The following is a 13,281-nucleotide window of genomic DNA, read 5'->3' on the forward strand; positions in this document are numbered from 1 at the left end:
ATATTCTTTACGATGGGGAGTTGCTTCGCGCAGGAAATTCGACGTGCATTGACAAGCAGACAGATCGCATGCGTTCCGTCTTACAGAAATATCAGCTTCGACCCGACACAGGCCATTGTAGATGAGCTGCCTCGGCAGGAGCATATGAACTTCTACAACACCTTCACTGTTCGCCTTCAGGTCGAGCAAATGCTTGGGTTGTGGGATCAGGCCCATGACGACTGGTGGCAGGTCAAGAAACGTGCTCCTTGGGGCCCAATCTGCTTTCAGGACCCGTACCGCCGCGGCATCTTCGCCAAATCTCCGCAGGTTCTCAAAGAGGTGATCGAGAGCATAAATGGAGAGATGCGGGTTGGCTTCGATGCAGCCACGGCATTCATATTCACCTTCGGAATGACTGAGGTTTTCATCAACAAATCCAGTGGCAAAGCAGCAGCACAGAAACCGCTTTATCGTGGCGGAGGCGGAATGCAGGAAACGACGCTTCACGTCAGCGGCTTTCAGGAAAACTACGCCAACGTGATGGCTACCGTGGACATGGTCCGTCAACACAAACCCGATGCACCGATAATTCTCACAGTCTCACCGGTTGCATTGGCTCGGACGTTTCAAGACATGGATGTCGTCACTGCGAGCACTGAAGGCAAGTCCGTTCTTCGGGCTGTGCTTGGTCAAGTCTGCCGGGAACGAGACAATGTCCATTACCTTCCCTCATTCGAGCTTGTCACCTATGGAGGCCTTGCTCGTAGCTATAGAGAGGATTTACGGCACGTAGAGAAATCGGTCGTCGATGAGATCGTTGAACAGTTTTTCAATGCATACTTTTCTCCGTCGCAGGCGTCATCACGCGGGAATTGACACCCGTGCCTTGCCGCCGTGACGTTCCTCACTTGATGTCTATGGAGAGTAGCCGCAGCCATTCAGCGCTAGCTTGCCTTTACGACAATCGCCTGCCCCGTTGGAAGCTCGATAATGCCTTCCGGGCGGTTTTCAAAGAATTGATCAAAGGCCTTTCGGGCTCCAGGACAGAGCGCAGAGCCGTAGTCGTCACATATGATCATGCCATTCGCGCACACTCGATCGTAGAAGAAGGCAAGCGCGTCACGTGTCGGCTCGTATAGATCGACGTCAATGTGGACCAGGGCGAAACGCCGGTCGGATACGCTGGAAAAGGTTTCTGGTATCCACCCCACATGAAAAGTGGTGTTGCTGAAGCCGGAAATATTCTCTCTGGCTATCTTCTCGTCGGTGCTGAGATCGCCGGACTTCCATGGCGTTCGGCCGTTTGGCTTGCGATCCTCTGCGGTTGGTTCGGAGAGGCCAGCGAACGAGTCGAAAAGGTGGTAGTGCCGTGGCCGAAGATCGCTCATCAGCATGAATATCGTCGACCGGCCTTGCCTTACGCCGCATTCGGCCACATCGCCATCGATACGCTCGATCGATCGCAAGCAGCTTTGCAGGATGAAAGCCCGGGGATCCGGAATCCCGCGGATGTTTTTGACCCGCTGCAGCGCCTTTCGGAAAAATGGCTGGTCCTTCCAGATCATATGACTGGAATAAACATAGAAGTCGTATTTGTCGGCCTGCTTCTGAGAGACCTTATACCAAGCCACGCCTCTGCGTTTCTTCGAAACAACAGCGAGTGCCATATCTCTTAACTTCATCGGTACCAGCATTTTCGGTATGTTCATAAAACGGGCGGAATCGAAAGCTCTGCCGGCATCAGACGCGGAATGAAGTCGAGTTCCGGCTGCAGGACATGGGCTTCTCGAGCGCGGAAGAAAGCACTTTCCGGTGCCCGTAATAAGGCAACGTCGAGGTTTGGAACTTGCATGGGGTGCGACTCAAGATCACGGGCCACGTGCCTGGGCCGGTCCGGAAACAGTCAAACCCCCGGGCTGTCGGAGTTATCCCACTGCCCGGCTTGCGCTGCGCGCGCCGCGAGTGATGGCGCCTGCGGCAGACACCCATCGAAAAGCTCAGGCATCGCGCTTGGCGGCGGCAGGCAGCCCCACAACATCGATCGTGGCGGAGGAAGACCCAGGTGTCAACGAAGCGGGAATCGAAAGGCTGGCTGGCGCATTCCTGCCATTCTCAGGCGCGGGTGCGCCAGGTATTGTTCAGTCGCAAATCGAGAAGTTCAGTCGACTGCCCCGACCAGAATATCGGGGTGTTCAAGTATCGCAACCCAGCGTCCGGTATGTGTGGACGATTGCCTTTTTAGAAATCTATATCCAGTTTCCGACCAAAGCTTCACGTCGTCGTTGAGGTTGTCGAGCACATAATCGCCTTTGTCGGTCTTGACCGTGAGCACTGCGTGCCCCTCGCCGTCTTTTTTTCTGACGACAGTGATCAGAAGGTTTGAGAGCGATATGCCCTCCAAATTGAGCATCTGACGCTTAAGCAGGACGTAGTCCTCGCAGTCGCCGATCGCGCTAACCGGATAGGACCAAAATTCCATTGTGCCGTGAACGGCAAAATCGCTCACGGGCTTGATCGATCTGTTCACGAGTTTGGTGACGGATGCGAGCTTATCTTCCATTCCACTGGTCATAAGAACCGGCGGGATCTTGCCTGATCGTATCCTGCATTCTGCGGCCTGCCTTCGGCAGAATTCCATGTAGCCAACTGGGATGGAGGTCCGCTGCCCGGTCGCCATGGCACCAGGTACTGCATCGGCCGAAGCTTTCTCCATCGGCGTCGCGGACATCATCAAGCCTATCAGTAGGCCGGCACACAGCCATGCCCGCGGTATCACCAATCCCATTCGCCCCGCCCAAGGTAACGACCCGAAACAATCTTTAATATCGCGTTACCATCTTTTCATGGGGACATCAACGCAGCCGACACACAATTTAAAGCTACGGTCGCGAACAATCATCAATGACCTGCTGGTGGGCGCTGCCGTCAATGCTGGAGAAGTTCCATAACCACTGGAAGATCATGACCTTCGCGTGTTGTCGCATGACCACATCGGCGCCTTTCTGTCATCGACGGCTCAAACGCGGACAGGGCGGCCGAGAAAAAAATTGTAGCCAAATTAGTCGAAGCAAGAAAGTCCAAGAGCTACGGGGCTCTCGCGTAGACTCGCATACATTCGGATACATTTCGATGGCACTCGGGCAAATCTCTGCGACAGGCGTGGCGTAAGTTTCGATCGTGAGCAGGAAGCCTCGTCATAGTGACGGGACAGAAAGCCGACAGCGATTTCGCAAGCGGGAGTCAACACCGCGCGAGGCCGATTGGCAGGTCTGCTCATTCTAAGAAAGGAAAATACGATGAACAAACTTGCAACGGCTTTCGCCCTCCTCGCCTTGTCGACGGGAGTCTCTCTCGCTGCCGCTCAAAATCCGGACCGCGATCCGACCCGCGGATTTGCTCCTGATGTCGACAAGGGCGAAATGACCTTAGACACCAATCATACGGCTTCCTTGCCGCTACCCGTGGTAGCCCCGAAAGAACAACGACCACAGCCCGGCAAGGTCCTCAGGGGTCGTGCACCATGGGCGGGTCGTTAATATACTGACCTTGTCCTCCCATGCAAAAAGTCCAACCACCCGCCATGCGACAAAGGGTGGTTGGACAGGGCGCAAGAAAATCCTGCAGCCATGGATGCATTGACCGTCTCTGGCGAGAGTATTGAATGCGTCAGGTCGCGAACTCAGGAAAAAATCGTGGCGAGGCTTCGAGGGCCGCGTCTGCATCTGCGCCGCTGTCAATCGGCCGTCACGTCGGCCGCTGCCATCCCTTCCAGCGCCGCCGCGAACGGTTCCGCGTCGACCTGACCAAAGCGACCGGACTGTAGGCGATAAGTCCTTCCCCCTGCCCTGCTCCGGTCCTGAATGAGCCCATATCCCAGGTCAGAACTCCCACGGAGAGAACAAGTTGAGACCGGTCGTGCCGAAGTCGCCCAAGTTCCGCGTCGCCAAGCCGGTCGCCATTCACTCTTGAGATTGCAGCAATCATGCCGGTCGGGCGCCGACATCCCCCGGCCCTGCCGCATGGCGGTACTCATGATTTCCCCATAGGCCATCGCGGCTTCCTCGGTCAGGCCGAAGATCCGATCCGCAAACCGACGACGCCGATCCGAGAGTCCCTGCTCCCGACGCTCTGCACGCTGATCGGGTCGAATTTTCTGGATGCCGAAGGCGATCTCCGCGATGGGCACGGTCGGAAGTGCAAGTTCAGCGTCATGGCGGACCAACCATGCAATCACGGCAGGTCGGGCGAGCTTTTCAGCGTCTCGGAAATGACAATGGTTATCGAGGAAGATCAAAGCTCAGGTCCCGCATGAACCTGCCGATTACCCCGGATCACTGCCTCAAGATCGATTTCGGTACCATAAGCGCTGGCAATACGAGTGTAGAACGTCGATGCCGGCTCACGACCTGCTTCCCGGACCTCATAGATTCCAGAGCGCGCTCAACCACGTCGGCGATCGAGCGGTTCTCGCGTCGAGCAAGCCGCTGCGCAAGATCACGCGCCTTGGCGCTGCGCACGGAAAGCAGAGGTTCGGCCCTATAGAACTCCCTTTGGCGTAGATAAGCCTGCCTCGCATTGCTAGCAAGATGGCAGATGATGGCTTGCCATCCGGGCTAGACCGTCAACTGATCGTTTGCTGGTCTTCTATGACGGGCCTGCCGAAAACGTGAGCTGGTCAAGGTCATCGTCGGCCGGCAGCGCCAAGCGGTCCCGATTTATCTGAAGGCCCCGACCGAGCAGGGATTGGTACAGGGATGAAGGCTGGCAGCGAAAACCTCTACCTCAATCCCGCCCTAATGGCGCTGGTCAGTGATGCGCCGCCAGCGAAGATCGCAAGATGTATAGACAACCGGTCGCAACTGGTGTTCGTTTCCAATCCGATCGCATGCAATTTCGGAAAATGCAGGAATCGTGACTATGGACGCCGCTTCCTTGTTCGATCTGACGGGAAAAAAGGCGCTGGTGACGGGCGCCAGCCGCGGCATCGGCCAGGCTATGGCTGACGCGCTCTCCGCGGCAGGTGCCGACGTCGCGGTGACCGCCCGCGACGAAGCGTCCCTTCTTGAGACGGCGGACCGAATTAGCGCTAACGGGCGAAGATCGCTTTGCCGGTCTCTCGACGTGCTCGACACCGATCGCATCCGCGTGGTGGTCGACGAGGTGGCGGACGCCTTTGGCGGGCTCGACATCCTGGTCAACAACGCCGGCTATGAGCAAGTCCAGCCGTCGCTCGACGTGGACGAAGCGCTGTGGGACCGCATCGTATCGACCAATCTGAAGGGCGCCTTCTTCTGCGCGCAGGCTGCGGCGCGGCGGATGGCTGCCGACAGCAGCGGTGGCGCGATCATCAATCTTTGCTCGCTGACCTCCTATGTCGGCATTCCGACCGCGGCACCTTACGGCTCCTCGAAGTCTGGGCTTCTGGGCATGACGCGCGCGCTGGCCACGGAATGGGCATCGCTCGGCATCCGCGTCAATGCCATCGCTCCGGGGTATTTCCATACGGCGATGACGGATGCTTTTTATCAGGATCCCGACTGGCAGACGGCAATGCTGGCCAAGATACCGCAGCGGCGTTTCGGCACGATGGAGGATCTGGCCGGAGCCGTTGTATTCCTGGCGAGCGGGGCATCCGCCTATGTCACCGGGCATTGCCTCCCAGTTGACGGCGGCTATCTCGCATCCATCTGAGCGACTGAGGGCGGGTGCAACAAGAACCGTGTAGACCCATCTTGTATATGGTTGTATATACCACCTCACAACGCTGGACGTCCTTGCATGCGGCCGGCGACAAAAAGGGGAACCACAATGCAGGAGCCTTTCCGGGCCGGAGCTTCGCGGGAAGCGGAAGGCGGCAGGGAAATCGCAGTCACAGTCCGGAACGTCGGGATGGACTTCGATGGGATTCATGCCGTCAAGAATGCGTCCTTCGATTTGCCGAAGGGCCGGTTCCTCACCATTCTGGGGCCCTCGGGGTCCGGCAAGACGACCCTCCTGCGCATGATCGCCGGATTCCAGACCCCGAGCAGCGGCGAGATCTTCATCAACGGTGAAGCGGTGAGCGCGGTGCCACCGCACAAGCGGACGATCGGCATGGTCTTTCAGAGGCTTGCGTTGTTTCCACATATGACGGCGGCTGAGAATGTCGCCTTCCCGCTGAAGATGCGTCGGCGCGATGCACGCACCATTCCCGAACGCGTCGAGCGATACCTCGCGCTGGTCCGGCTCGGGGGCTATGGCGGCAGGCGCATTCACGAACTTTCCGGCGGGCAGCAGCAACGCGTCGCGATCGCGCGCGCGCTGGTGTTCGAGCCCGACCTGCTGCTGCTCGACGAGCCGCTGGCTGCGCTCGACCGCAAGCTTCGCGAGGAAATGCAGCTCGAATTCCGCCGCATCCAGCGAGAGCTCGGCGTCACCACGATCAACGTCACCCACGACCAGCGCGAGGCGCTGGTGGTTTCCGACGACATTGTGGTCATGGATCAGGGCGAGATCCAGCAGAAGGCGCGGCCAATCCATACCTACCGCCAGCCCCGCAACGCCTTCGTCGCCAATTTCATCGGCGTCACCAACTTCATTGCCGGTACGGTACGGTCCGTCTCGGAAGGGGGCGACGTCTCCATCCTTCGCGGTGCTCTGACGCTTGCCGGAAAAATCGGCGATCCGGTCAATCCACCTGCGGAGGGCGGCAAGGCGTCGGGAGCGATCCGCGCCGAGCAGATCCGTCTCGCCGGCGACGCTGCTCAGCTGTCGAAGCTCGATTGCGTGCTGGCCGGGACTGTCATCGATACGATCTTCGAAGGCGAGCGCATGGTCTACGAGGTAGCCTGCGCCGCGATTGGCGACGAGGTCATTCGCGTTTTTGACCATGATCCCGCCGCGCACAAGCAGTTCGACATAGGCGAAAGCGTGTTCCTGGGGTGGAATGCCAGGGACATGCTTGTTTTTCGATAGAACCGGAAACCGGTCAAACCCAGAGGAGAATGCAGATGAAGCGCTTCAAGCCGACATTATCCCATCTTTCCCGCAGAACCTTCCTTCAGGCCACCGCCGCGCTCGGCGGCGCCTCAGCTCTCGGCCTGCGCAGTTCTTATGCGCAGGAACCGGAAAAGCCGGCGGAGATCATCGTGCGCGCCTGGGGCGGCAGCTGGGTGGATAGCCTGAAGGCCGGCGTGTCCGACAGCTTCACCAAAATGACGGGGATCGCTGTCCGTCACGACCTGACTGAAGACAACGAGATCCAGCCCAAAGTCTGGGCGGCCGTGGCGCAGAACCGGGTCCCCCCGATCCACATAAACTGGGACACCACCACCAATGCCACGAAGTCGGCACTGCGCGGCGTAACGGAAGACCTCTCCGACCTGCCGAACCTTGCCAATGTGACGGACCTTGCCAAGCCGGCCGGCCTGGAAGGCTTCCCGATCGTCAATACCTACGGCTATGTCTATGTGCTGGCCTATCGGCCTGCGGCGTTCCCGGACGGACCGCCGAAGTCCTGGAAAGACCTGCTCGACCCGAAGTTCAAGGGCCGGCTTGCCTTCTACAATGACGGCATCGGCTTCCACTTCCCAGCCCAGGTCGCCGGTGGCGGCAAGCTGGAGGACATACCCGGCAACATGCAGCCGGCTTGGGATTTCATCACCAAGATGAAGGCGCAGCAGCCGCTGCTCGGCGAAGATCCCGACTTCACCACCTGGTTCCAGAACGGCGAAATCGATGCCGCCTGCACCATCTCCACCAACGCCCGGGAGGCCCGCAAGAACGGCGTGAAAATCGAGTGGGTCGTGCCGGAGGAGGGTGCCAAATTCGACACGGACGGTTTGTGGATCCCCAAGGGCCTGCCGGAAAACGAACTCTACTGGGCCAAGCAGTACATCAACCATGCGCTGACCAAGGAAGCCCAGCAGGTCTGGCTGGACGGCCTCGGCTTGCCGGGCGTGGTGCCGGGCCTCACACCGCCGAAGGATCTGGTGGGCGATCCGTCCTATCCGACCACCGAAGCGGATTTCCAGCGCCTCATCCGCATCTCGTCGAAGATCCAGGTCGAGAATGAGAGCGAGTGGTTTTCCAAGTTCAAGGCGATCATGCAGGGCTGACGCCGGGGCGGCCGGTGCTGCGCTGGCGGCACCGGCTCCTTTACGAGGTCGGTTACGGATTTTCTCATGCGGGCAGCCAGGACAGCCTATCCCTTGAAATGGCGTATCATGGATGCGCTGGAAGGCATTGCAGCCGCCATCTGGCCAGCGCGATTCAGGCGCGCCACGCCCTATCTGATGCTGCTTCCGGCAGTGCTGCTGGTCGCACTGCTCGTGCTCGGTCTCATCCAGATCGCGGATGCAAGCCTGCGCACGCTCGACACCACCACCTTCCAATTCTCGGACGACTATTCCATCGCCAATTTCCGGCGGGCGCTGACAGAGCCGCTGTTCCTCGTCGTCGCGCAGCGCAGCCTCATCGCCGCCCTGATCGTCACCGCGGTGACACTCGTCTTCGCCTTTCCCTACGCCTATCTGATGGTGCGCACGCGTTCGCCAAGACTGCGCAAATTCCTGCTGATTGCGCTGTTCCTGCCCTTCTTCATCGGCCAGGTTGTGCGTGCATATGGCTGGCTGATCATCCTCGGCAATCAGGGCATGGTGAACGAGGCGCTCGGCCTTATCGGGGTCGCCCCGATGCGGCTCATCTACAACTATCCCGCCGTGCTGTTCGGCCTCGTCCAGTACATGCTGCCCTTCGCCGTACTGATGCTCGCGCCGGCACTCACCGCCATTCCCGAAGAGCTGGAGGCGGCCGCTGGATCGCTCGGTGCGAACTGGGTTCGCACGTTCATCCATGTCGTGTTGCCACTCGCTCGTCCGGGCTTCATCGGCGCCGGCGTGGTGGTGCTGACGCTTTCGCTCACCGATTTCGCAGTCCCCGCGATCCTTGGCGGCGGCTCGCAGGACTTCATCGCCAACGCCATCTACGATCAGTTCTTCCGAACGTCTGACCAGGGCCTCGGCGCGACGCTGGCGCTTATGCTTGTCGCGCTCGGGTCAATCCTCGTCGGCTTGGTGTTCGCGCTGTTCGGAGCCGGAACGCTTGCGATGGGGAGGTCACGGGCGTGAACGGCTCGCGCAGCAAATCCGTTGTCTTGTGGACCCTGGTTACGATCGCCCTGGTGACGCTTTCAGCGCCGACGATCGTCGTGCTCGGCGCTTCCTTCACCGGCGGCAACATCATCACGTTTCCGCCGGACGGGCTATCGCTGCGGTGGTACGCGCGCATCTCACAGGCCTCCGACCTGCGCAACGCTTTCCTGCGTACGCTTCATGTCGCGACGGTCTGTACGATCGTTGCCATTCCCGTGGGCACGCTGGCTGGCATCGCGCTGGCGAAATATGCGGTGCGTTTTGAGAAGACGATCCAGATTTATCTGCTGCTGCCCTTTACTATCCCGCTGATCGGATCGGGCATCGGCCTCATGCTGATTTTCGGCAACGCCGGCATTCTCGGCCAGCTCTGGCCGGTCGGCATCGCCTGCTGCGTCATCAACCTTCCCTTCATGATCTGGGCGGTGACGGCGAGTGCCACCGGGCTTGACCCGGACCTGGAACTGGCCGCCGCCAACTGCGGCGCACCGCCGCTCCAGGTGTTCTTCTCCGTCACCCTGCCGGCGGTGATGCCGGGGGTGATCACCGGCTCGCTGCTGATGTTCATCCTTGCGCTCAACGAGTTCCTGGTCAGCCTGCTGCTCGTCGATGCGCGCATCGTGACGCTGCCGGTGCTGATCTACAACTCCATCCGCTCGATCATCACACCGGATCTTGCCGCGATCTCCGTGGTCTTCATCGCCTGCTCGGCTGTCGCCATCTTCCTGCTCGACAGGCTGGTCGGGCTCGACATCTTCCTGAAATCGAAATGAGGAATGCCGGCCTGCCGGCCGCAAAGGGAAATCCTATGCCAAACGTATCGTTCCACGACCTGAGCCAGATCGACGCCGCCGGTCGTTCGGCGCTGATGCGGCGCTCAGAGACCGATCTCTCTGGCTTTATGGAGAAGGCCGCACCGATCATCGAGGCGGTCCGAACAGAAGGCGACACCGCGCTCGTCCGCTTCGCCCGCGACTTTGACAAGGCAGATCTCGATGCCGCGCGGCTGAAGGTCAGCCCCGCGGAGTTCGACGCCGCCTTCGACATGGTGGACGAGGACGTGGTCGCCGCCATTCGCTTCGGCATCGACAACATCCGGCATTTCCACGAAGAACAGAGGCCGGAAGCGATGTGGCTCAAGGAAATGCGGCCCGGCGCCTACGCCGGCGACCGCTTCACGCCGATCCGCTCGGTGGCGCTCTATGTCCCGCGTGGCAAAGGGGCGTTCCCTTCGGTGACAATGATGACCGCGGTGCCCGCAGTGGTGGCGGGCGTCCCGGAGCTTGCTATCGTCACGCCGCCAGCGCCCGATGGTTCGGTGGACGCAGCGACGCTGGTTGCAGCGCGCCTCGCCGGCGTCGCAACGGTCTACAAATGCGGTGGCGCCCAGGCGGTCGCCGCGGTCGCCTACGGCACAGAGACGATCAGGCCGGCGCTCAAGATCGTCGGTCCAGGCAGCCCCTGGGTCGTTGCGGCCAAGCGGCTGCTTGCCGGGGTGATCGATCCCGGCCTTCCCGCCGGTCCGTCCGAAGCGATCATCCTCGCCGACGACAGCGTGCATGGCGGGCTAGCCGCGCTCGACCTCCTCATCGAGGCAGAGCACGGACCGGACTCATCGGCCTACCTGGTGACACACAGCCGCCGCGTGGCCGAGGAGGCATTGGCCGCCCTGCCCGAGCACTGGGCGCGCATGACCGAGCAGCGAGTAGCGTTTTCCACCGCGGTACTGACCGGCGCCTGTGGCGGCATCGTCCTGACGGCGGCGATCGAGGAGAGCTACCGCTTCATCAACGACTATGCACCGGAGCATCTGGAGATACTCTCCAGCGATCCCTTCGCACACCTTGGCCACATCACCGAAGCCGCCGAGATCCTGATGGGGCCGCACACGCCAGTCTCGATCGGCAATTTCGGGTTAGGCCCCAACGCCGTCCTGCCGACCAGCCGCTGGGCGCGTACCTGCGGCCCGCTCTCGGTCACGGATTTCGTCAAGCGTTCTTCCATCGGCTACGTGACGGCGGCGGCCTATCCGGAATTCGCGCGCCATGCCCGCACGCTTGCCCGCTACGAAGGCTTCTCCTCGCATGAACACGCCGTCTCCGACGTGCGCGACCGATATCTGGTGCGGTAGCGACGATGAAGGCTGCCAGACTCCACGCGGCGGGCGATTTGCGGGTTGAGGATGTGCCGTCTCCCGGCGGACCCGCGCCTGGCTGGGTGCGGCTCAAAGTGGCGGCTGCCGGCATCTGCGGCTCGGACCTCCATAACTTCCGCACCGGTCAGTGGATCAGCCGCGCGCCGAGCATCGCCGGGCATGAGTTCGCCGGCGAGGTGACAGCCGTGGGCGCCGGCGTGTCCCAGTTGGCCTGCGGAGACCGGGTCGTCGCCGATTCGCGTTTTTGGTGCGGCGAATGTCCTGCTTGCCGGGCCGGCCTGCATAATGTCTGTGCCAGACTGGGCTTTGTAGGCGAGGTTTGCGACGGCGGCTTCGCGGAAGAGACGGAGCTGCCGGCGCGGCTGCTCCTGCGCCACGACCCCGCGCTTGATCCCGCAATCGCCGCCATGGCGGAGCCGCTGGCGGTCGCCCTGCACGCCGTCCGGCGACTGTCGGCGCCGGCCGGGGTGCCGGTACTTATCGCCGGTTGCGGCCCGATCGGCGGGCTGGCTGCGCTGCTCCTGTCGCGGCCCGGCGACAGGCCGGTCCTGGTCGCCGACCGCAATGCGGCGCGTGCGGATCTTGTGGCCGAGGTGAGCGGCGCGACCGTCGTCGACCTGGAGGCCCTGCCCTGTGATCCCAATCTGCGCCATGCCATCGATGCGACGGGAAACGTGGCGGTGATGGCGCAACTGCTCGATCTCCTGGCCGGGGGTGGCAAGCTGGCGTTGGTCGGCATATCGCATGGCCGCCTCGATCTCGACCCCAACCTCCTGGTCGAACGCGAGATCGCGCTTGTCGGTTGCCACGCCTTCGCCGACGAGCTTGCGCCGGCCGTCGCGATGCTTGGTGATCTCGCCCCCGCGCTGTCGCGCTTCGTGTCCGAAGAGATCGCGATCGACGAAATCCCCGCCGCCTACCAGCGCCTGATCGCAGGCACGAGCGGCGGGTTGAAGACCATCATCCGAATGGAGAGAGGATGATGATCAGGCTTCCCGAAACCGCCGGGCCCCTCTACGAAAAGGTCAAGGACTACGTGCTCGGCAACATCGGCAGCGGCAAATGGCCGAAGGACCGCAGGCTGCCTTCCGAAAACGAGCTGGTCAGCACGCTTGGCGTCTCGCGGATGACTGTGCACCGGGCGCTGAGGGAACTGACCTCGGAAGGCCACCTCCTGCGCATCCAGGGCGTAGGCACCTTCGTGGCGCCGCCGAAACCGCAATCGGCCCTCATCGAAATCAGGAACATTGCCGGCGAGATCGCCGCGCGCGGCGCACGCCACAGGGCCGAGGTCGTCGTCCTCGAGAAGATCCGCAACCCGGCGCTGGACCTCATTGTCGCCTTCGAGTTCACGCGCCGCAGACCGGTCGCCCATTCGATCATCGTGCATTTCGAAGACGAGGTGCCTGTCCAGCTCGAGGAGCGCTTTGTCAATCCGGCTCTCGCACCGGACTACCATCGGCAAAATTTCGTTGCGACCACCACCTACGACTATCTGCAGCGGGCGACGCCGCTGACGGAAGTGGAGCACGTGATCTCGGCCGTCGCCGCAGAAGAGATGGCGGCCCGCCATCTGATGATTCGGCCCGGCGACCCCTGCCTGCTCCTGCATCGGCGGACCTGGTCGGGCGCGGCGGTCGCGACCGTCAACAATCTCACCTATGTCGGCAGCCGCTATTCGCTTGGCAGCCGCTACGCGCCCTCACCCGCCGCATAGCAGCAACGGCCCGCCAAGCGGGCGGGCAGCGTCATCGGCCCAACGGCTGCCTTGATAGGGAAATCAGTTCTGCCTCGTCGATCACGCCGGCCATGTAGTTGGCAATAATGCGAGACGCGAGCGCCTCACGCTGACCAGTCGATTGACCTTCAAGCTTGAGGTATTCGAACGCTCGACCCAGCAGAGCCAACTCGGACGGATCAAAAATACCAGCTTCCTCAGCTTTTCGACGGATCGCCATGGCTTCCTCAAAGACGATGACTTGCCTTTGCAACGTTTCCCGCGACATTGTGTTC

13 protein-coding genes and 2 pseudogenes are annotated in these 13,281 nt (G+C 61.2%); 10 read left to right on the top strand and 5 right to left on the bottom strand.

What is annotated here, in order from left to right; genetic code table 11:
- The first annotated feature begins 12 nt into the window (after window positions 1-12).
- Window positions 13-858: a GSCFA domain-containing protein gene (locus tag ACWTU7_RS02365; protein ID WP_455846490.1), complete on the top strand. Its 846-nt coding sequence runs from the start codon at window positions 13-15 to the stop codon at window positions 856-858.
- 68 nt (window positions 859-926) lie between these two features.
- On the opposite strand, the gene ACWTU7_RS02370 is transcribed toward ACWTU7_RS02365, so the two are convergent.
- Together ACWTU7_RS02370 and ACWTU7_RS02375 are read right to left on the bottom strand one after the other, a co-directional pair.
- Window positions 927-1,676 (bottom strand): TylF/MycF/NovP-related O-methyltransferase, encoded by a 750-nt coding sequence (locus tag ACWTU7_RS02370; RefSeq protein ID WP_455837572.1) that lies wholly within the window; start codon window positions 1,674-1,676, stop codon window positions 927-929.
- 464 nt (window positions 1,677-2,140) lie between these two features.
- The gene (locus ACWTU7_RS02375) at window positions 2,141-2,767 is read right to left on the bottom strand and encodes a transglutaminase-like cysteine peptidase (protein WP_455837573.1); all 627 of its coding nucleotides are present in this window, start codon (window positions 2,765-2,767) and stop codon (window positions 2,141-2,143) included.
- 511 nt (window positions 2,768-3,278) lie between these two features.
- On the opposite strand from ACWTU7_RS02375, the gene ACWTU7_RS02380 reads away from it, so the two are divergent.
- Window positions 3,279-3,518, top strand: a complete 240-nt coding sequence (locus ACWTU7_RS02380) for a hypothetical protein (protein ID WP_455837574.1) — start codon at window positions 3,279-3,281, stop codon at window positions 3,516-3,518.
- A gap of 342 nt (window positions 3,519-3,860) precedes the next feature.
- On the opposite strand, the pseudogene ACWTU7_RS02385 reads toward ACWTU7_RS02380, so the two are convergent.
- Together ACWTU7_RS02385 and ACWTU7_RS02390 are read right to left on the bottom strand one after the other, a co-directional pair.
- Window positions 3,861-4,276, bottom strand: a pseudogene (locus ACWTU7_RS02385) (PIN domain-containing protein).
- Window positions 4,273-4,508, bottom strand: a pseudogene (locus tag ACWTU7_RS02390) (type II toxin-antitoxin system VapB family antitoxin). The pseudogenes ACWTU7_RS02385 and ACWTU7_RS02390 overlap by 4 nt, the downstream one beginning before the upstream one ends.
- Before the next feature lie 391 nt (window positions 4,509-4,899).
- Here ACWTU7_RS02390 and ACWTU7_RS02395 point away from each other — a divergent pair.
- From ACWTU7_RS02395 to hutC, 8 genes are all read left to right on the top strand, one after another.
- Entirely contained in the window at window positions 4,900-5,673 is a 774-nt protein-coding gene (locus tag ACWTU7_RS02395) for an SDR family NAD(P)-dependent oxidoreductase (protein WP_455837575.1), read from the top strand.
- A gap of 198 nt (window positions 5,674-5,871) precedes the next feature.
- The gene (locus ACWTU7_RS02400; protein ID WP_455837576.1) at window positions 5,872-6,936 is read left to right on the top strand and encodes an ABC transporter ATP-binding protein; all 1,065 of its coding nucleotides are present in this window, start codon (window positions 5,872-5,874) and stop codon (window positions 6,934-6,936) included.
- A 35-nt stretch (window positions 6,937-6,971) separates the two neighbouring features.
- The gene (locus ACWTU7_RS02405) at window positions 6,972-8,078 is read left to right on the top strand and encodes an ABC transporter substrate-binding protein (protein WP_287095461.1); all 1,107 of its coding nucleotides are present in this window, start codon (window positions 6,972-6,974) and stop codon (window positions 8,076-8,078) included.
- Window positions 8,079-8,144: 66 nt separating this feature from the next.
- On the top strand, window positions 8,145-9,089 hold the full coding sequence (locus ACWTU7_RS02410) for an ABC transporter permease (RefSeq protein WP_455837577.1): 945 nt from the start codon (window positions 8,145-8,147) through the stop codon (window positions 9,087-9,089).
- Complete coding sequence (locus ACWTU7_RS02415; RefSeq protein ID WP_029355930.1) at window positions 9,086-9,886, top strand: ABC transporter permease; 801 nt, start codon at window positions 9,086-9,088, stop codon at window positions 9,884-9,886. The genes ACWTU7_RS02410 and ACWTU7_RS02415 overlap by 4 nt, the downstream gene beginning before the upstream one ends.
- Before the next feature lie 35 nt (window positions 9,887-9,921).
- Window positions 9,922-11,244, top strand: coding sequence for a histidinol dehydrogenase (hisD, locus tag ACWTU7_RS02420; RefSeq protein ID WP_455837578.1), 1,323 nt, complete (start codon window positions 9,922-9,924; stop codon window positions 11,242-11,244).
- A 5-nt stretch (window positions 11,245-11,249) separates the two neighbouring features.
- Window positions 11,250-12,251 carry a zinc-dependent alcohol dehydrogenase gene (locus ACWTU7_RS02425; RefSeq protein WP_455837579.1) on the top strand — a complete coding sequence of 334 codons (1,002 nt, stop codon included), beginning with the start codon at window positions 11,250-11,252 and terminating at the stop codon, window positions 12,249-12,251.
- The gene (hutC, locus tag ACWTU7_RS02430) at window positions 12,251-12,985 is read left to right on the top strand and encodes a histidine utilization repressor (protein WP_029355923.1); all 735 of its coding nucleotides are present in this window, start codon (window positions 12,251-12,253) and stop codon (window positions 12,983-12,985) included. Before ACWTU7_RS02425 ends, hutC begins: the two co-directional genes overlap by 1 nt.
- A gap of 31 nt (window positions 12,986-13,016) precedes the next feature.
- Here hutC and ACWTU7_RS02435 read toward each other — a convergent pair whose 3' ends face one another.
- A complete protein-coding gene (locus ACWTU7_RS02435; protein ID WP_455837636.1) occupies window positions 13,017-13,226 on the bottom strand; it encodes a hypothetical protein in 210 nt (69 codons plus the stop codon).
- Window positions 13,227-13,281 lie beyond the last annotated feature (55 nt).

The organism is Mesorhizobium sp. BHscii (genome assembly GCF_053848065.1).